Annotated in this window: 15 protein-coding genes and 1 tRNA gene; 14 read left to right on the top strand and 2 right to left on the bottom strand. The window is 62.1% G+C overall.

The genetic code is table 11. The features are described from left to right. The first annotated feature begins 264 nt into the window (after nt 1–264). The 4 genes from D0B32_RS16205 (at nt 265) to D0B32_RS16190 (ending at nt 5,950) form a co-directional block, all read left to right on the top strand. Nucleotides 265–723: a CBS domain-containing protein gene (locus D0B32_RS16205; RefSeq protein ID WP_117335007.1), complete on the top strand. Its 459-nt coding sequence runs from the start codon at nt 265–267 to the stop codon at nt 721–723. Nucleotides 724–1,023: 300 nt separating this feature from the next. Further along, nucleotides 1,024–2,961, top strand: a complete 1,938-nt coding sequence (locus D0B32_RS16200) for an MFS transporter (protein WP_117335006.1) — start codon at nt 1,024–1,026, stop codon at nt 2,959–2,961. A gap of 343 nt (nt 2,962–3,304) precedes the next feature. Next, nucleotides 3,305–4,405 (top strand): chorismate synthase, encoded by a 1,101-nt coding sequence (aroC, locus tag D0B32_RS16195; protein WP_117335005.1) that lies wholly within the window; start codon nt 3,305–3,307, stop codon nt 4,403–4,405. A gap of 33 nt (nt 4,406–4,438) precedes the next feature. Beyond that, complete coding sequence (locus D0B32_RS16190; RefSeq protein ID WP_404935557.1) at nt 4,439–5,950, top strand: tetratricopeptide repeat protein; 1,512 nt, start codon at nt 4,439–4,441, stop codon at nt 5,948–5,950. A 129-nt stretch (nt 5,951–6,079) separates the two neighbouring features. On the opposite strand, the gene D0B32_RS16185 is transcribed toward D0B32_RS16190, so the two are convergent. Then, a complete protein-coding gene (locus D0B32_RS16185; RefSeq protein ID WP_117335004.1) occupies nt 6,080–7,753 on the bottom strand; it encodes an electron transfer flavoprotein-ubiquinone oxidoreductase in 1,674 nt (557 codons plus the stop codon). Nucleotides 7,754–8,005: 252 nt separating this feature from the next. Between D0B32_RS16185 and D0B32_RS16180 the strand changes: the two genes are divergently transcribed. Together D0B32_RS16180 and D0B32_RS16175 are read left to right on the top strand one after the other, a co-directional pair. Then, nucleotides 8,006–8,782 carry an SDR family oxidoreductase gene (locus tag D0B32_RS16180; RefSeq protein ID WP_117335003.1) on the top strand — a complete coding sequence of 259 codons (777 nt, stop codon included), beginning with the start codon at nt 8,006–8,008 and terminating at the stop codon, nt 8,780–8,782. Between the two features lie 60 nt (nt 8,783–8,842). Beyond that, nucleotides 8,843–9,274 (top strand): thioesterase family protein, encoded by a 432-nt coding sequence (locus tag D0B32_RS16175; protein ID WP_117335002.1) that lies wholly within the window; start codon nt 8,843–8,845, stop codon nt 9,272–9,274. Between the two features lie 83 nt (nt 9,275–9,357). Here the strand turns inward: D0B32_RS16175 and D0B32_RS16170 are convergent, their stop codons facing one another. Beyond that, complete coding sequence (locus tag D0B32_RS16170; protein WP_117335001.1) at nt 9,358–9,903, bottom strand: LuxR C-terminal-related transcriptional regulator; 546 nt, start codon at nt 9,901–9,903, stop codon at nt 9,358–9,360. 356 nt (nt 9,904–10,259) lie between these two features. Between D0B32_RS16170 and D0B32_RS16165 the strand changes: the two genes are divergently transcribed. From D0B32_RS16165 to infC, 8 genes are all read left to right on the top strand, one after another. Beyond that, entirely contained in the window at nt 10,260–10,964 is a 705-nt protein-coding gene (locus tag D0B32_RS16165; protein WP_117335000.1) for a CoA transferase subunit A, read from the top strand. A 2-nt stretch (nt 10,965–10,966) separates the two neighbouring features. Continuing rightward, a complete protein-coding gene (locus D0B32_RS16160; protein ID WP_117334999.1) occupies nt 10,967–11,608 on the top strand; it encodes a CoA transferase subunit B in 642 nt (213 codons plus the stop codon). Nucleotides 11,609–11,867: 259 nt separating this feature from the next. Further along, complete coding sequence (locus D0B32_RS16155; RefSeq protein ID WP_117334998.1) at nt 11,868–12,788, top strand: alpha/beta fold hydrolase; 921 nt, start codon at nt 11,868–11,870, stop codon at nt 12,786–12,788. A 91-nt stretch (nt 12,789–12,879) separates the two neighbouring features. Further along, entirely contained in the window at nt 12,880–13,233 is a 354-nt protein-coding gene (locus D0B32_RS16150; RefSeq protein ID WP_117334997.1) for a RidA family protein, read from the top strand. A 74-nt stretch (nt 13,234–13,307) separates the two neighbouring features. Beyond that, nucleotides 13,308–15,551 (top strand): bifunctional (p)ppGpp synthetase/guanosine-3',5'-bis(diphosphate) 3'-pyrophosphohydrolase, encoded by a 2,244-nt coding sequence (locus tag D0B32_RS16145; RefSeq protein WP_117334996.1) that lies wholly within the window; start codon nt 13,308–13,310, stop codon nt 15,549–15,551. A gap of 128 nt (nt 15,552–15,679) precedes the next feature. Beyond that, nucleotides 15,680–15,756: transfer RNA gene (locus D0B32_RS16140), tRNA-Val, on the top strand. 260 nt (nt 15,757–16,016) lie between these two features. Next, a complete protein-coding gene (gene thrS / locus D0B32_RS16130) occupies nt 16,017–17,924 on the top strand; it encodes a threonine--tRNA ligase (protein WP_117334995.1) in 1,908 nt (635 codons plus the stop codon). 50 nt (nt 17,925–17,974) lie between these two features. Beyond that, nucleotides 17,975–18,499 carry a translation initiation factor IF-3 gene (gene infC, locus D0B32_RS16125; protein WP_075643713.1) on the top strand — a complete coding sequence of 175 codons (525 nt, stop codon included), beginning with the start codon at nt 17,975–17,977 and terminating at the stop codon, nt 18,497–18,499. The last annotated feature ends 141 nt before the right edge of the window (nt 18,500–18,640 follow it).

The raw sequence follows: 18,640 nt of genomic DNA, 5'->3' as shown, positions 1-18,640 counted from the left end.
CTTCAAGTGCGATTTTCCCGACCTGGCACGCCGCGAAGTCCGCTGCGCCCCGGTGAGCGGGCGGTTCCCGGCTCGCTTTCCTTTTACGGGCCTTTCCGATAGGATCGAAAGTCAGTCACGTATTAATGGCTTTTCCGGATTTTGCAACCATCGTGCATGGCACCGGGGAAGGCGCTAAAACGCTAACTTCAGTCAATGGCAACTATTTGCATGAAACTGGGGCAGGCGCCAGGGCGCTGACCTCCGTCGACACAGGAGACAATCATGCGAGTCAGCGACATTCTCAAGGTCAAGGGCAACACCCTTTTTACTGTCACGCCGGATACGCCGCTGGTCGACGCTGTCAACGCAATGGCAGAGCACGACATCGGCTCACTGGTGGTGATGGAGTACGGCGATCTGGTCGGCATGCTGACCTTCCGTGAAATCATCCTGACACTCTCGCGGCACCAGGGCAGCGTGGGAACGTCCACCATCCGCAAGGTCATGGACGACCATCCGCTCACCTGCACGCCCGAAACCGACGTCAACGAAGTGCGCCGCATGATGCTCGAGCATCACGTGCGCTACCTGCCGGTCATGGAAAGCCGCACGCTCATGGGCGTGATTTCGTTCTACGACGTGGCCAAGGCCGTGGTGGAAGAACAGGGTTTCGAAAATCGCATGCTGAAGGCTTATATCCGCGACTGGCCGGAAGAGCAGGAGCCGCAGCAGGCGCAGTAACGAAGGCTTGAAGCGGGTGCGTGCGGGCGTCGAGACACGCTAGACAGGCACGATCCGCAAAAGCGCAATCCCCACGTTGTACTGGCCATCAAGCTGACACGGGCAAGCGTTATTGATCCAGGGCGCGCGCGAAAGCGTGCGCCTTTTTTGCGTCCGCGCGCCAGGCGGCATTGAGGCGAATGCGCCATCAATGCTGTGGGGATGTGCGGCGGGACGTCGCAGCATGCCCCGCACCTCGCGCAATGGCACCTTACATAGCCTCCGCGTTCATGCGGTCCCGTTCAACTTTCTTCGAATTTCATGAGCGATCGCCCGTTACCCGCCGCCCGCCGAGCCGCCCGTAGCGGCGACGCGCACGAATCCCAGTTTCGCCTCTTGAGCGAGCGTCGTTTCGCGCCATTTTTCTGGACCCAGTTCCTGGGCGCCATGAACGACAATGTCTTCAAGATCGGCTTTACCTCGCTGGTCACGTATCAAACGGCACGTTTTTCGGGCGTGGATGCAGCCACGGCAGCGTTTCTGATTTCCGCCATTTTTATCCTGCCGTTCGTGCTGTTCTCCGCAACCTCCGGTCAGATCGCGGACAAATACGACAAGGCGATGCTCACGCGCTTCGTCAAAACCTTCGAAATCGCCGTCATGCTGATCGGGGCCACGGGCTTCTGGCTGCATAGCGCGCCGCTGCTTTATCTGTGCACGTTCCTGATGGGCGTGCATTCCACCATTTTTGGCCCGGTCAAGTACTCGTACCTGCCGCAGCATCTGGGCAAATCGGAGCTGGTGGGCGGCAACGGCATGGTCGAAATGGGCACCTTCGTTGCCATTCTGGTGGGCACGATCGTCGGGGGCGAAGCAGCGGGTTTTGTCGCGCATGGCGCTGTCGTGTTGGGCTGCACGTGTATCGTCGTTGCGTTTGCAGGACGGGTGGTGTCGAGCTTCGTGCCGGTCACGCCGGCGGCGCAACCCAATCTGCAGATCAACTGGAATCCGCTCAGCGAAACCTGGCGCAATCTGCGGATTGCCCGTGAAAATCGCACGGTGTTCCTGAGCCTGCTCGGCATCTCGTGGCTGTGGTTCGTGGGCGCGACGTTTCTGTCGTCGTTCTTCCGCTTTGCGAAGGATGTGCTGTCCGCCAATCCGGACGTCGTGACCGTTCTGCTCGCAACGTTTTCCATTGGCATCGGGCTGGGGTCGCTGCTGTGCGAGCGTCTGTCGAAGCGCCGTGTCGAGGTGGGCCTCGTGCCATTGGGCTCGATCGGCATGAGCGTGTTCGCCATCGACCTGTTCTTTGCCAGCCACGCGCGGCCGCTCCCGGCGCATCTGCTGAGCGTGGCGGAATTCATCGTCGTGCCGGCCAACTGGCGCGTGCTGGCGGATCTGTTCCTGCTGGCCATGTTCGGCGGCTTTTACAGCGTGCCGCTCTATGCACTCATCCAGAGCCGCAGCCAGCCGAGTCACCGGGCGCGCATCATTGCCGCGAACAACATTCTCAACTCGTTGTTCATGATCGTGTCCGCGCTGATGGCGATGGCGTTGACCTCAGCAGGCGTCGGCATCCCGGGCATCTTTCTCGTCACCGCGTTGCTCAACATCGTCGTAGCCGCGTACATCTATTCGCTGGTGCCTGAGTTTCTGCTGCGTTTCATTGCGTGGCTGCTGGTGCATACGTTTTACCGGATCAGGCTCGTGCACGCCGAGCGCATACCCGAAGAGGGCGCTGCGGTGCTGGTGTGTAATCACGTGAGCTTCGTGGACGCCCTCGTGATCATGGCGGAGAGCCCGCGGCCAATCCGTTTCGTGATGGATCACCGCATCTTCCGGGCACCGTTTGCGGGCTGGGTGTTTCGACATGCGAAGGCTATTCCGATCGCACCGTCCCACGAAGACCCGCAGATGCTGGCGCGCGCTTATGAAAGCTGTGCCGAGGCGCTTGCCGAGGGCGAACTGGTGTGCATTTTCCCGGAAGGCAAGCTGACCAAAACCGGCGAGCTGAACCCGTTCCGGCATGGCGTGAGCGAGATCCTGCGCCGCAACCCGGCACCGGTGATTCCGATGGCATTGCGTGGCTTATGGGGCAGCGTGTTTTCGCGCGCCATCGATGCGCGCTGGCCGAGGCCGTTGCGCAAGGGCGTGATGAGCCGCCTGACGCTGGCGGTGGGCGAGCCGCTGGAGCCGTCAGAGGTCACGCCTGAGCGTCTACAGGACATCGTGACGGAGCTGCGGGGGGCGCGGAAGTAGATTTTGCAGGAGGTTGTGACGCGGCGGCGACCCACGCCGGGGTGCAAGGCCGCTGCGGCGCTACCCTGAGAGCCGAGAGCCGAGAGCCGGGAGCCGGGAGCCGGGAGCCGGGAGCCGGGAGCCGGGAGCCGGGAGCCGGGAGCCGGGAGCCGGGAGCCGAGAGCCGGGAGCCGAGAGCCGAGAGCCGGGAGCCGGGAGCCACGACGCCGTGACTCCAGGACCCTCGCCCACGCCCCTCGCGCCCGCCGCGCCTTATCCATTCGGCCAACGCTCACGCCGCACGGCCCTCGCCCGAAGATGGGCTGGCATAATAGGGGTTTCCCGCATTTCTTTGGATCACGCCATGTCCGGCAATACGCTTGGTACGCTTTTCACCGTCACGACCTTTGGCGAATCGCACGGCCCCGCTATTGGCTGCGTGATTGATGGCTGCCCGCCGGGCATGGCGCTGGTCGAAGCCGACATCCAGATCGAACTGGATCGCCGCAAGCCGGGCACGTCGCGCCACGTTACGCAGCGTCAGGAAGAGGACAAGGTCGAGATTCTCTCCGGCGTGTTCGAAGGCGTCACCACCGGCGCGCCCATCGCACTCCTGATCCGCAATACGGATCAGCGCAGCAAAGATTACGGCAATATCGCCGAGACCTTCCGCCCTGGCCACGCCGACTACACCTATTGGCAGAAATACGGCATCCGCGATTACCGTGGCGGCGGCCGTTCGTCGGCGCGTCTCACGGCGCCGACGGTCGCTGCGGGCGCCGTGGCCAAGAAGTGGCTGCGCGAGCATTTCGGCACCGAAATCCGCGGTTATATGGCGGCCTTGGGCGAGATCGACGTGCCATTCGTTGACTGGTCGCATGTGCGTGAAAACCCGTTCTTCGCGGCGAATGCCGATCTCGTGCCGCAACTCGAAGCGTATATGGACGCGCTGCGCAAGGACGGCGATTCCATCGGCGCGCGCATCAACGTGGTGGCGTCTGGCGTGCCGGTCGGCCTCGGTGAGCCGCTATTCGACCGTCTCGACGCCGACATCGCGCACGCCATGATGGGCATCAATGCGGTGAAGGGCGTGGAGATCGGCGCGGGCTTCGCCAGCGTCGCGCAACGCGGCTCGGTGCATGGCGACGAGCTGACGCCGGAAGGGTTCGTCGGCAACCATGCGGGCGGTGTGCTGGGCGGTATTTCCACCGGGCAGGACATCACGGTGTCGATCGCCATCAAGCCCACCTCGAGCATTCGCACGCCACGGCGTTCCATTGACAAAGCGGGCCAGCCGGTCGTCGTCGAAACGTTCGGGCGTCACGATCCGTGCGTCGGCATCCGCGCCACGCCGATTGCCGAATCGATGCTCGCGCTGGTGCTGATCGATCACGCGTTGCGCCATCGCGCGCAGTGTGGCGACGTCGCCGTTGCGACACCGAAGATTGCTGCCAGCGCGCCCTGAAAGGCGTTGCCTGGTTCGAGCGGAAAGGTAGTCATGATGGACCCACACAGGTCGGGAAGCGCACCGCAAGAAGCGTCGCATCGCCCCGACGCCGCAACCCTCGCCGAATTACGCGCACGCGTCACCACACCCCAAGCCGGCGCGACAGATTGGTTAGCGTTGGGGCAGGCCGTGCTACAGGCGGCCGGGCAACAACGCGGCCAGTCGCAGCGTGAACTGCAACGCGAAGCACTCGGCGCATTGGTGCGTGCGTATCAGCTCGACGCGTCCTGTGAGCCCAACCTGCTTGCGACGATTGCGCAAACCGCCTTCATCGTGCGTGACTGGAATCTGGTCGACTCCGCCACAGCGATTCTGCTCACGCAAAATGCAGAGGATGCCAACGCGCTCGTCTGGCGCGCGGCCGCCGTGCAACAACGCAACGACTTTGACGAAGCCGAGCGGCTGCTGCGCGAGGCCGTGCGTGTCGTGCCGGGCAATCCGGTGGCCTTGCATAAACTCGCGCTGTGCGTGAAAGAGCAAGCCCGTTTCGACGAATCAGAAGCGCTGCTGCGGCGCGTGCTTGAGCTCGCGCCGCAAAGTGCCCATGCGCAGTTCGATCTGTCCGAGCTGGAAATCCGTTCGGGTCGTTATGCGGAAGGCTGGGCGCATTACGAATCGCGCATTGCGTTCGGTGACGATCTGAATGAAGCGCATCTTGCGCTCGCTGCCATCAGCACTCATTGGCAGGGTGAATCGTTGGCCGGCAAGACGCTCGTCGTGTACGGCGAGCAGGGTAATGGCGATTGTCTCTGGGCAGTGCGCTTTTTGCCGTTGCTGGCCGAGCGTGCGCAGCGCGAGGGCGGCCGTGTGATTTTCGGCCACGACGGACCATTGCGGCATCTGTTCGAACGAATGTTGCCGCGTGGCGTGACGCTCGAAACCAGTCTCGATACGCGGCCCGATTTTCATTGCGGCCTGATGAGCTTGCCGCTGCGGCTTGGCGTCTTCGAAGCATCCGGCTGGGGCCACGCATATCTGAGCGCCGATCCGCAGCGCGCCGCTTCATGGCGTGCGCAACTGGCCCAGAGTACGGCGGCGGGTCCGAGAGTCGGGCTGGTGTGGAATGGCAATCCGCAGCACATCCGTGACATGCGGCGCTCGGTGCCAGTCGAACAGATCGAAACGCTGCTCACCGTGCCGGGCATCACGTACGTTGCGCTGTCACCGGGGCGTACTGCGACGGTCGAGGCGTGGCGTGCTCACGGCGTCCAGATCATCGACCCCACCGCGCATTTCGAGGCCGGTTTCGACGACGTGGCCGCGCTGCTCGCCAACCTGGACCTGGTCGTGACGATCGACAGCGGGCCGGCACATCTCGCAGGCGCGCTCGGCGTCCCGACCTGCCTGATGATCGACCATGTATCGGCGTGGTTCTGGGGCGCGGCGAATCAGCGAACGCCGTGGTACGACTCGATCGAACTGTTCCGTCAACCGGCAATCGGCGCGTGGGCGCCTGTTCTGGCCAGCGTGAGGGCGCGGCTGGAGGCGTTGGCCGCGCGGTAACGGCGCGGTAATAGCGCGCTAGCGGCACGGTGCCGGCAGCAACGCCGAAAGCACAGAGACACAAAAAAAGCGCCGCATAAAGCGGCGCTTTTCACATCCTCACGCGATGCGGCGTCAAAAACACGCTCATCACATGTTTGGATAATTCGGCCCACCGCCGCCTTCCGGCGTGACCCACACGATATTCTGCGTCGGGTCCTTGATGTCGCAGGTCTTGCAGTGCACGCAGTTTTGCGCGTTGATCACGAGGCGCTCGCTGCCGTCGTCGTTCTTCACGAACTCGTACACGGCGGCCGGGCAATAGCGCGATTCCGGTCCCGCATACGTGTGCAGGTTCACGTTCACCGGCACCGTCGGATCCTTCAGGGTCAGGTGAGCCGGCTGATTCTCTTCGTGATTGGTGTTCGAGATGAACACCGAAGAGAGCCGGTCGAAGGTCAGCTTGCCATCCGGCTTCGGATACACGATCGGTTTGCACTGCGAAGCCGGCTTCAGCATCTCGTGATCCCAGTGCTGGTGGTGCAGCGTCCACGGCACATTGCCGCCCAGCAGCTTCTGCTCGATGCCCACCATCAGCGTGCCGAGGTACAGGCCCTTGCTCATCCATTGCTTGAAGTTGCGCGCACGGTAAAGCTCGCCGTGCAGCCACGAAGTCTTGAAGGCCTCGGGGTAGGCCGCCAGTTCGTCCGCCTGACGTCCCGCCTGGACTGCCTCGAAGGCTGCGTCGGCCGCCAGCATGCCGGTCTTGATCGCCGCGTGCGACCCCTTGATGCGCGAGGCGTTCAGGAAGCCCGCATCGTCACCCACCAGCGCGCCACCCGGGAACACCAGCTTCGGCAGCGACATCAAACCGCCGGCGGTAATGGCCCGCGCGCCGTAAGAGACCCGCTTGCCGCCTTCGAGGAACGCGCGGATCGCCGGATGCGTCTTGTAGCGCTGGAATTCCTCGAACGGCGACAGGTATGGGTTCGAATAGCCGAGCCCCACCACGAAGCCGACCATCACCTGGTTGTTGTCCATGTGATACAGGAACGAGCCGCCGTAGGTGTCGGTGTCGAGCGGCCAGCCGGCCGTGTGGATGACGAGCCCCGGCTTGTGCTTCGCCGGGTCGATTTCCCACAGTTCCTTGATGCCGATGCCGTAAACCTGCGGATCGACGCCCGTGCGCAGCTTGAATTTGTCGCTGAGCTGACGCCCCAGATGGCCACGCGCGCCTTCGCAGAACAACGTGTACTTGGCGTGCAGCTCCATGCCGAGCTGGAAGTTCTCGGTGGGCTGGCCGTCCTTGCCGATGCCGAGGTTGCCCGTGGCGACGCCCTTAACCGAGCCGTCGTCGTTGTAGAGGATTTCCGCTGCCGGAAAGCCCGGGAAGATTTCCACGCCCAGCGCCTCGGCCTGCTGGCCCAGCCAGCGCGTGACGTTCGCGAGACTGATCACGTAGTTGCCGTGATTCTTGAAGTTGTCCGGCAGTGCCCAGTTGGGCACGGTCTTCGCCGCGGATTCCGAGAGGAACAGGAAGCGGTCTTCGGTCACTTCCACGTCGAGCGGTGCGCCTTTTTCCTTCCAGCCGGGAATCAGTTCATTCAGCGCGCGGGGGTCCATGACCGCGCCGGAGAGGATGTGCGCCCCGATCTCCGAGCCCTTTTCCAGCACACAGACGCCGATCTCGACGCCTTTTGCCTGCGCCAGCTGCTTCAGGCGAATCGCCGCCGACAGGCCAGCCGGGCCGCCGCCGACGATCACCACGTCGTATTCCATCGACTCGCGGGGACCGTACTGCTCAATGAGACTTGCGGGGGTCATTGATGCTCCTCTTACCGTTAGAATGCTTTTTGCGAGAATGCTTTTGCGGGATCGTATTGTGGGCGAACGATCCATGAGCTGCAACTCAAGAAGTAGAGATTAGCACGATCGTTCTATTTATGTGATAGGGTGTTGTCCCGCACATGGGCGGTCGGTGTGCCCGTCGCAGCCGGTGCCTGACGTATCTGGCCTTACCCGCAGCGCTGCAACGTGGAACTGGAACCCGAAACCCAACCGAACAAGGTAACCACAATGGGCCGTTCGATCAATCTGGAAGGCAAGGTTGCGTTGATTACCGGCGCCTCGAGCGGGCTCGGCAAGCGCTTCGCTCAGGTGTTGTCGCAGGCGGGCGCGAAAGTCGTGCTGGCAAGCCGCCGTACCGAGCGCCTGAAGGAACTGCGCGCCGAGATCGAGGCATCCGGCGGCGCGGCGCATGTCGTTTCGCTGGACGTAACCGATTACCAGAGCATCAAGTCTGCCGTCGCGCACGCCGAAACCGAGGCGGGCACCATCGACATTCTCGTGAACAACTCGGGCGTGTCGACCACCCAGAAGCTGTCGGACGTGACGCCCGCGGATTTCGAGTACGTCTTCGATACCAACACGCGCGGCGCTTTTTTCGTTGCCCAGGAAGTGGCCAAACGCATGATCATGCGTGGCAACGGCGGGCAGAAACCGTCGTACCGCATTATCAACATCGCGTCGATGGCGGGCTTGCGCGTGCTGCCGCAAATCGGCCTGTACTCGATGAGCAAGGCCGCTGTCGTGCACATGACCAAGGCGATGGCGCTCGAATGGGGCAAGCATGGCATCAATGTGAACGCCATCTGTCCGGGCTATATCGACACCGAAATCAATCACCACCACTGGTCCACCGAGCAGGGCCAGAAGCTGACGGCCATGCTGCCGCGTCACCGGGTGGGCAAGCCGGAAGACCTGGATGGGCTGTTGCTGCTGCTCGCCGCCGACGAATCGCAATTTATCAACGGCTCGATCATTGCCGCCGATGACGGCTTCGGGCTGTCCTGAACGTCCGTCATTCATCGGCGCGTGGCCGCGCTCCCTGTTTCAACCCGCAGAAGAAGTCTGATGACCGATTACCACGCAGTTTTTGAGCTGTCCATGCCGATCCGTTGGGGCGACATGGACGCGTTTGGCCATGTGAACAACACGGTCTATTTCCGCTATATGGAGCAGGTGCGCATTTCCTGGTTCGAGCAACTGGGCATTGCCGGCGGCAACAGTGAAGGGCAGGGGCCGGTGATCGTCAATGCGTCGATGGAGTTTCTCAAGCAGTTGCATTACCCCGGTGACGTGATTGGCCGGATGTCGGTCGGCACGCCCGGGCGCAGCAGTTTCGACACTGCGTTCGAACTCACGCGCGCCGACGATCCCGATACCGTCTATGCACGCGGTGCCGCACGCTGCGTGTGGATCGACTACGCGGCCGGCAAATCGACGCCGATCCCCGATGTGCTGCGCGCCACCATCGAAGGGGCGGTGCTCGTCAAGGGTGCCTGAAGCACGTGCTGCGGGTGCTACGCGCGCCGCAGCATCCGCGCCACGCACAACACGCGTACACGCGCACATTCCGCAGCCCCGGGTCATTGCCCGAGCAGCCGCTGCAACAGTTCCGTGGCGTTGCCCGTGCCGTATTTGCGCATCAGCCGCGCCCGGTAGACATCCACGGTGCGCGGGCTGATGTCCAGCGCCCGCCCGATCTGCTTGCTGGTTTTACCCGTGACGAGCTGAGCGGCGATTTCCCGCTCGCGCGGCGTCAGCTCCACGGCGACCCGGCGCGTCGCGCTCAGATCCTCGAAAGTCCAGACGCCGGCGGCATGCGGCGCGGCGCGTTCGAGCGAGCGCCCCGTCACGTGACACCAGAACAGTTCGCCATTGGCGCGTTTCATGATGCGATCGTCGGCATAACTGCCCTGCGCGGTCATGATGGGCGGAATGCGAGCGCCGATCCGCTCGAATTCGTCCGTGGACGGATACAGCACCTGAAACGACTGCCCGAGCAACGCCTCGCGCGCGCAGCCGAAGATCGACGCCAACTGGTCGTTGCAGTCTTCAATGAAACGCTCGCGTGAGAGCACGAGCCCGATAGGCGCAAGGTGGAAAGCGGTTTGGTAATCCAGTGCAGGCATGGCGGGGCGGCGGGTGTCTACTTATGTATTTTTGCGTATTGTGCCGTATGACGGGCGCATCGTACCCTTGCCGAACCAATCATAAGGCTGCGATGTCACAGCGAGAGACGCGCGTGGCGCTTCGGCGAAGGCTACGTCCGGCGCTCATGTGCAAGGCGTGTCCGGCGCGTTGTTCAACGTCAGCGCAGGCGCGGCGGCGGATGACTAGAATGACGTTCTGGGCACAGCAACACACGCCTCGCGCGCACGCCACGCCAGAGCGGTGACACGGTCACCGTGCTCGAGCACCCTGCATCGCACCGGTCCGGGGGCCGGCGTACCGGATTTCGAGTTTCCATAGAGGAAGGGACACACTGATGAACAAGGTCTATCCAGACGCGGTCACCGCGCTCAAGGACATCGTCAAGGACGGGCAGACGTTCGCCGTCGGCGGCTTTGGCCTGTGCGGCATCCCCGAGGCGCTGATCGCGGCGTTGCGCGATTCGGCGGTCAAAGGCATCACCTGCATCAGCAACAATGCGGGTGTCGACGGTTTCGGCCTCGGCCTGCTGCTCGAATCGCGCCAGATCAAGAAGATGATCTCGTCGTACGTGGGCGAGAACAAGGAATTCGAACGGCAATATCTGGCCGGCGAACTCGAACTGGAATTCACCCCGCAGGGCACGCTCGCCGAAAAGCTGCGCGCGGGCGGCTCCGGCATCCCGGCCTTCTTCACGAACACCGGCTACGGCACGCTGATCGCCGAAGGCAAGGAAACCCGCCAGTTCGGCGAAAACCACTACGTGCTCGAACACTCGCTGACCGCCGATGTCGCGCTCGTGAAGGCATGGAAGGCCGACAAGTCCGGCAACCTGATCTATCGCCGCACGGCGCGCAACTTCAACCCGATGTGCGCAATGGCGGGCAAGATCACCGTGGCGGAAGTCGAGGAAATCGTGGAAGTGGGCGAACTCGATCCGGACGCGATCCACACGCCGGGCATCTTCGTGCAGCGCATCGTGCTGAATGCGCATCCGGAGAAACGCATCGAACAACGCATCGTCCGCGCGAAAGGAGCGTGATCATGGCATGGACTCGTGACGAAATGGCCGCACGCGCGGCGAAGGAACTGCAGGACGGCTTCTACGTGAACCTGGGCATTGGCTTGCCCACGCTGGTGGCGAACCACGTGCCGGCCGGTGTCGAGGTGTGGCTGCAGTCGGAAAACGGTCTGCTCGGCATTGGCCCATCGCCCACAGAGGAAGAGGTGGACGCTGACCTGATCAACGCCGGCAAGCAGACGGTGACCACGCTGCCGGGTTCGTCGATTTTCTCGTCGGCGGATTCGTTCGCGATGATCCGCGGCGGCCACATCAACCTGGCCATTCTCGGCGCCATGCAGATCAGCAAGAAGGGCGACCTCGCCAACTGGATGATTCCGGGCAAGATGATCAAGGGCATGGGCGGCGCGATGGATCTGGTGGCTGGCGTCAAGCGCGTCGTGGTGCTGATGGAGCACGTCGCGAAGGGCGATCAGCACAAGATCCTCGAAGAATGCACGCTGCCGTTGACGGGCGTGGGCGTGGTGGATCAGATCATCACCGACCTGGGCGTGATCGAGGTGACGCAAGATGGCTTGAAGCTCACTGAACTGGCGCCGGGCGTCACGGTCGAGGAAATCAAGGCCAAGACGGGCGCGCCGCTGGATGTGAGCGCGGTGAGCTGATCTTAGTTCGTTGTTCTCGCGCTGGCGCCTCTGTGAAGGGCAATGGCGAAGAGGGACGGTATAGCGGGCGGGACGCGAGTCTCCGCCCGCTTTTTCTTTTGATGCGGCGCGGGGCTTGGCCTGGTGGCATGGGCATGCGATTTTTCCTAGGCCGTTCGGTCGATCGTGCCGTGTGGCAAAGCGGTTTACAATCGTTTGCACGCTGTGGGCCTTCGCTGTGGGTTTCTGAAGGGTCCGCACTTTTGCAAAGGGAAATTCGATGACCGCTACGCCTTCCGCTTCTCTCACCGCAGCAAATCGGACTTCGCCCCGCCAACGTTTCGTCCAGTGTGCGAGCCCCGGCGGCTTGCATCGCGTGGCGTACACCGAATGGGGCGATCCGGCCAATCCGCGAGTGCTGGTGTGTGTGCATGGGCTGACGCGTTCGGGTCGCGATTTCGACCGGCTCGCGGCGGCGTTCGCCGACACATACCGGGTGATTTGTCCGGACGTGGTGGGGCGTGGGCTTTCATCCTGGCTAACCATCCCCAACTACTATAGCGTGCCGCAGTACGTGGCGGATATGGTCACGCTGATCGCGCGGCTCGATGTCGAAAAAGTGGACTGGTTCGGCACCTCGATGGGCGGTCTGATCGGCATGGGGCTGGCCGGGCTGCCGGGCTCGCCTATCCAGAATATGTTGCTCAACGATGTCGGGCCGCACCTCGAGGGTGGCGCGGTGGGGCGCATCGGGGACTACCTCGGCAAGCCGGTGCGTTTCGAGACGCTGCAACAGGGCATCGATTACGCCGCTTTGCTTGCGCAATCGTTCGGCCCGCTTACACCGGAAGAATGGTGCGAGATCAATACGCCGCTGTTGCATGAGCGTGACGGCGCCTGGTACTTCCGCTACGACCCACGCATTGCCGAGCCGTTCAAGGCGACCACCGAAGAGGCCGTGAAGGCTGGTGAGGCGGCGCTGTGGGGCGCGCTGGGGGCGACTGCCGGCCCCGTGCTGGTGGTGCGTGGGGAACAATCGGATCTGCTGTCGCGCGAGACGGTTGCGAAAATGATGGCGCAGGGTAAGGCGGTATCGAGCGTCGAGATTCCGGGTGTGGGGCATGCGCCGGCGTTTTTGAGCGCCGGGCAGATCGACATTGCGCGCCGCTTCTTTCTCGGGGCTGGCGCAGACGCGTCATAATATCGGGTTGCGCGGCACACTTTTGCGGGCTGCGAAGCGCACTGGCGTTCGCGGTGTTCGTTCAATTCAATCATCATCATCGGGAATCCACATGGCAGTCATTCGTCACCACGTCGGCAAACGGCTCTCCGAGATCGCAGTGCATAACGGCACCGTGTACCTCGCCGGCCAGATTGCGGAAGACGACGAGCAGGACATCACCGGCCAGACGCGCGAAGTGCTCGGGCACATCGACCGGTTGCTCGGCGAAGCGGGCAGCGACAAGTCGCATTTGCTGTCGGCGCAGATCTACATTTCGGACATGGCGCATTTCCCCGGCATGAATGCCGTGTGGGACGAGTGGGTCGCGCAGGGCGCTACGCCGCCGCGCGCCACCGTCGAAGCGCGTCTCGCGAATCCGAAGTGCCTCGTCGAAATCGTCGTCGTGGCCGCAACGCGCGACTAGATCGGCGCATGCATCTGCTGTTGAAACACGCTTGAACTTAATTTGATCCGTCTGGCCCGGCGGGCCGTCGCACCATGAATACCGATACCGTCACGACCGCTCCTCTTCCCGTCCCTTCCTTCGAGGAAGCGATGGCGTTCGTGCGCGAACATGCGGGCGAGGTGCGGCTGTCATCGGGAGAATTGCTGGCGGATCACGCGGCGGGTACCGCGTCGATCATGCGCACGCTCAATGTCGATCCGGCGGCGGTGCTGGCGGCGGCGCTGTTTGCGCTGACGCCGCATCTGCAGGATCCCGAGCAGGTGATTGCAGACGACTTCGGCGAAGAGGTTGCGCAACTCGTCAGCGACGTGCGCAAGTTGCTGCGCCTCGGCACGGTGAGTTTGCGCGCGGCGCAGAATGCGATTCCGGAAGCAGGGCGCGACGCGCAAGCGGCACGCCGCGCGCAGGTCGAAGCCTTGCGCAAGATGTTGCTCGCGTTTGCGCAGGACATCCGCGTGGTGCTGATCCGCCTTGCGTCGCGGCTGCAGTCGCTGCGTTACTACGCCGCCGCGAAGGTCACACCGTCGCCCGACGTGGCGCGTGAGACGCTCGATATTTACGCACCGCTCGCAAACCGGCTGGGCATCTGGCAATTGAAGTGGGAGCTGGAAGACCTCGCGCTGCGCTTCGAAGAGCCCGCTACTTACAAGCGTATCGCGAAGCTGCTCGATGAGAAGCGTGTGGAGCGCGAGAGTTATGTGGCCGAGGCCATCGCGCGGCTGCAACAGGAACTCGCAGCGGCCCATATTCGCGCGGAAGTCAGCGGACGGCCAAAACACATCTACAGCATCTGGCGCAAGATGCGCGGCAAGGAACTCGACTTTGCCGAGCTGTATGACGTGCGCGCGTTTCGCGTGATCGTGCCGGATATCAAGGATTGCTACACAGTGCTCGGCATCGTGCATAACCTGTGGCAACCGGTGCCGAAGGAATTCGACGACTACATTTCGCGTCCCAAGCCGAATGGCTATAAATCGCTGCACACGGTGGTGATCGGCGACGACGGCCGTGCGTTCGAAGTGCAGATCCGTACGCAGGAAATGCATCAGTTCGCCGAATACGGCGTGGCGGCGCACTGGCGTTACAAGGAAGCGGGCGCGCGCGGCTATGGCGGTCAGGTCACTGCCAGTGAGAAGTACGACGAGAAGATTGCCTGGCTGCGTCAGTTGCTGGCGTGGAAAGACGATGTCTCCGAGGGCGAGCATGGCGAGAAGCGCGCGGCACAGCCGTGGGAACAATTGCGCCAGGCCACCTTCGACGACGACCACATCTACGTGCTGACGCCGCAGGCGCGTGTGATTCCGCTGCCGCAGGGCGCAACGCCTGTGGACTTTGCGTATCACCTGCACAGCGAACTGGGACATCGGTGCCGCGGCGCGCGCGTCGACGGCGCGATGGTGCCGCTCAACACGCAGTTGCAAAACGGCCAGACGGTAGAGATCGTCGCGGTGAAGGAGGGCGGCCCGTCGCGCGACTGGCTCAATCCGCAACTGGGCTATATGCATAGCCCGCGTGCGCGCCAGAAGGTGCGCGCGTGGTTCAACGCGGTCGAAGTGCAGGAACATATCGCCACCGGCCGCGCGATGGTTGAAAAGACCTTGCAGCGTGAAGGCAAGACTTCGGTCAACCTCGATCAACTGGCGGCAAAGCTCGGCTTCAAGACCACGGACGATCTGTTCTCGGTGGTCGGCAAGGAAGAGTTCAGTTTGCGGCTGATCGAGCAGGCGTTGCAGGACGCGCCGCCGCCCGAGCCGGAAGTCGAAGCGCCCGAACAGTTCGAGAAACGCAGCAGTGGGTCGAGCGTCGCGCAGGGTGCGTCGACGGGCGTGCTGGTCGTCGGCGTCGATGCGTTGCTTACGCAACTGGCGCGTTGCTGCCGCCCGGCGCCACCCGATGGCATCAGTGGTTTTGTCACGCGCGGCAAAGGCATGTCGATCCACCGCAGCGACTGTCCGACGTTTTTGCGCATGGCCGAGCGCGCGCCTGAACGTGTGCTGGAGACCGCATGGTCCGCGGAGGTGATGAACGGACGAGGACAGTCGGTGTATCCCGTCGATCTGTCTATCGAGGCGACAGATCGGCAGGGCCTGCTGCGCGACATCTCCGAAGTGTTCGCCCGCGAGAAGATGAACGTGACAGGTGTGAAGACGCAGACGCGGCGTAACGCGGCGTTCATGCAATTCACGGTCGAGGTGTGGAGCGCGGCGCAGATTCAGCGTGCGTGTGCGTTGCTCGGTGAAGTCACGGGCGTCGTGCGTGCGTCGCGCAAAGCATGATGGCTGCGCTCAAAGCGGGCCGTTGAAGTTACGTGAAATAAAGCGGTAAAGCATAGCGGTAATTTTCAGTGTCACCGTACAAAAGTACTTGCCAAGCGATGTGGGGCTCCATATAATCTCGTTTCTTCAGGCTCGTAGCTCAGCTGGTTAGAGCACCACCTTGACATGGTGGGGGTCGTTGGTTCGAGTCCAATCGAGCCTACCAACGAAAAAGAAATTTCGGTTTTCCGGGGTTTCGAGAGATGTAGCAAGCGCCTTGGCGCAAAAGGCGAATACGGTTATGACACCGCGAACGTTGACCGATACTGCTTCGGAACGACGCTAGTCGAGGACCACTTTCGCCATTGCAGTTTGCTGGAAATGTGAATGCGGCCCCTCGAAAGTGGGGCCGCATTTTTTTCGTCTTGATGTTTTTTCTTTTGCTTGTTGCATGTGCCGCCACCGGTCGGCATCACGGAGAACGCAATGGTTTCGATACGTCTGCCTGACGGTTCTGTTCGTCAATACGAGCACCCGGTGACCGTAGCCGAAGTGGCGGCTTCGATTGGCCCAGGTCTCGCGAAGGCCGCACTGGGCGGCAAGATCGACGGCGAGCTGGTCGATACGTCCGCGTTGATCGATCACGACGCATCGCTCGCGATCATCACCGAGAAAGACGCCGACGGCCTCGACATCATTCGCCACTCCACGGCGCACTTGCTGGCGTATGCGGTGAAAGATCTGTATCCGGAAGCGCAGGTGACGATCGGGCCTGTGATCGACAACGGCTTCTACTACGACTTCTCGTACAACCGTCCTTTCACGCCGGAAGATCTCGAGAAGATCGAAAAGCGCATGCAGGAACTCGCGAAGAAAGACGAGCCGGTTACGCGCCGCGTGGTTTCGCGCGACGAAGCGGTGGACTTCTTCAAGAGCATCGGCGAAAAGTACAAGGCCGAGATCATCGAATCGATTCCCGCCAGCGACGAAATCAAGCTGTACTCGCACGGCGGCTTCACCGATCTTTGCCGGGGCCCGCACGTGCCGTCCACCGGCAAGATGAAGGTCTTCAAGCTGATGAAGGTGGCCGGCGCTTACTGGCGCGGCGATTCGAAGAACGAACAGTTGCAGCGTATCTACGGCACGGCCTGGACGAAGAAGGAAGACCAGGAAGCGTACCTGCATATGCTGGAGGAAGCGGAAAAGCGCGACCACCGCAAGCTCGGCAAGCAGCTCGACCTGTTCCACATGCAGGACGAGTCGCCGGGCATGGTGTTCTGGCATCCGCGCGGCTGGACGCTGTGGCAGCAGGTCGAGCAGTACATGCGTCGCCGCGTGAACGGTGCGGGCTACCTCGAAATCAAGACGCCGATGATCATGGACCGCTCGCTCTGGGAAGCGTCGGGCCACTGGCAGAACTATCGTGAAAACATGTTCACGACGGAATCGGAAAAGCGCGACTACGCCATCAAGCCGATGAATTGCCCCGGTCACGTGCAGGTCTTCAATCACGGACTGCGTTCGTACCGCGATCTGCCGTTGCGTTATGCAGAATTCGGCTCGTGTCACCGCAACGAATCGTCGGGCGCGTTGCATGGCCTGATGCGTGTGCGCGGTTTCGTGCAGGACGACGCGCACATTTTCTGTACCGAAGAGCAGTTCATCAGCGAGTCGATCGCCTTCAACACGCTGGCCATGAGCGTGTACAAGGACTTCGGTTTCGATAACGTCGAGATCAAGCTGTCGCTGCGCCCCGACGCGCGCGCCGGTACGGACGAAACGTGGGATCGCGCCGAGCAGGGCCTGCGCGACGCGCTGACGGCCTGTGGCGTGACGTGGGAAGAGCTGCCCGGCGAGGGCGCGTTCTACGGTCCGAAAGTGGAATATCACATCAAGGACGCGCTCGGCCGCTCGTGGCAGTGCGGCACGTTGCAGCTCGACATGGTGCTGCCAGAGCGTCTCGGCGCCGAGTATGTGGCGGAGGATAACAGCCGTCGCCGGCCCATCATGCTGCACCGGGCAATTGTCGGATCAATGGAGCGCTTCATCGGTATTCTCATCGAGCACCATGCTGGTGCAATGCCGTCGTGGCTCGCCCCGATGCAGGTTGTGGTGATGAATATCGCAGAAAGTCAGGCCGAATACGCCCAATCACTAGCCCAAACGTTGCAAAAACAAGGGGTTAGAGTAGAGGCCGATTTGCGCAACGAGAAGATTAGCTATAAAATACGAGAGCACACGCTGGAAAAGGTGCCGTACCTCCTTGTGGTCGGCGACAAAGAGCGTGATGCCCAAACGGTAGCCGTGCGTGCCCGTGGCGGTGTTGATCTGGGTGTGATGCCCGTCAGCACCTTCCTTGAGCGTCTGCATCAGGACGTGCAGTCGTTCAAATAAACCCACTTGGCAGCGCGGCTCGTTTTTTTAATTTTTAGAGGAAACGTAACATCGCTACTGATAAGTCTGCGCACCGCATCAACGGTGAAATTACTGCACCCGAGGTGCGTCTGGTCGGAGTCGAGAACGAACCGCTCGGCATCGTGAAACTCGCTGATGCGTTCCGGATGTCGGAACAGCAAGACGTGGATCTGGTTGAAATTGCCCCGCAGGCGGTGCCGCCTGTGTGCCGTCTGATGGACTACGGCAAGTTCAAGTACCAGGAAGCGAAAAAGCAGCACGAGGCAAAGCTCAAGCAGAAGGTCATCCAGGTCAAGGAAGTCAAATTCCGCCCGGGTACCGACGACGGTGACTACAACGTCAAACTGCGCAATCTCGTTCGCTTCCTCGAAGACGGCGACAAGACGAAAATCACGTTGCGTTTCCGTGGCCGCGAGATGGCTCACCAGGAAATTGGCATGCGCATGCTGGAACGTCTGCGCACGGACCTGGACGAAGTCGGTCAGGTCGAGCAAATGCCGAAAATGGAAGGGCGCCAGATGATCATGGTGCTCGCTCCGAAGAAAAAGAAGTAAATCTCCCGCGCGGTTTTGAGCGCTGGGCGGTTGGCAGCGCGCCTTGTGGCGTGCGCCGGAATAGCGAAGAGTTTGAGTTGTGAATTGATTTGTACTTCGCCGCCACGTGTGTGGCGAAGACAGGCAGGTTTCGGAGGAGCG

This window comes from Paraburkholderia sp. DHOC27, assembly GCF_003429005.1.
GTDB lineage: Bacteria > Pseudomonadota > Gammaproteobacteria > Burkholderiales > Burkholderiaceae > Paraburkholderia.
This window is presented reverse-complemented; position numbering and strand designations above follow the sequence as displayed.

Coding starts and splice junctions, on each gene's coding strand:
- D0B32_RS16205 (WP_117335007.1), top strand. CDS start 265: ATGCGAGTCAGCGACATTCTCAAGGTCAAGGGCAACACCCTTTTTACT.
- D0B32_RS16200 (WP_117335006.1), top strand. CDS start 1,024: ATGAGCGATCGCCCGTTACCCGCCGCCCGCCGAGCCGCCCGTAGCGGC.
- aroC (WP_117335005.1), top strand. CDS start 3,305: ATGTCCGGCAATACGCTTGGTACGCTTTTCACCGTCACGACCTTTGGC.
- D0B32_RS16190 (WP_404935557.1), top strand. CDS start 4,439: ATGATGGACCCACACAGGTCGGGAAGCGCACCGCAAGAAGCGTCGCAT.
- D0B32_RS16185 (WP_117335004.1), bottom strand. CDS start 7,753: ATGACCCCCGCAAGTCTCATTGAGCAGTACGGTCCCCGCGAGTCGATG.
- D0B32_RS16180 (WP_117335003.1), top strand. CDS start 8,006: ATGGGCCGTTCGATCAATCTGGAAGGCAAGGTTGCGTTGATTACCGGC.
- D0B32_RS16175 (WP_117335002.1), top strand. CDS start 8,843: ATGACCGATTACCACGCAGTTTTTGAGCTGTCCATGCCGATCCGTTGG.
- D0B32_RS16170 (WP_117335001.1), bottom strand. CDS start 9,903: ATGCCTGCACTGGATTACCAAACCGCTTTCCACCTTGCGCCTATCGGG.
- D0B32_RS16165 (WP_117335000.1), top strand. CDS start 10,260: ATGAACAAGGTCTATCCAGACGCGGTCACCGCGCTCAAGGACATCGTC.
- D0B32_RS16160 (WP_117334999.1), top strand. CDS start 10,967: ATGGCATGGACTCGTGACGAAATGGCCGCACGCGCGGCGAAGGAACTG.
- D0B32_RS16155 (WP_117334998.1), top strand. CDS start 11,868: ATGACCGCTACGCCTTCCGCTTCTCTCACCGCAGCAAATCGGACTTCG.
- D0B32_RS16150 (WP_117334997.1), top strand. CDS start 12,880: ATGGCAGTCATTCGTCACCACGTCGGCAAACGGCTCTCCGAGATCGCA.
- D0B32_RS16145 (WP_117334996.1), top strand. CDS start 13,308: ATGAATACCGATACCGTCACGACCGCTCCTCTTCCCGTCCCTTCCTTC.
- thrS (WP_117334995.1), top strand. CDS start 16,017: ATGGTTTCGATACGTCTGCCTGACGGTTCTGTTCGTCAATACGAGCAC.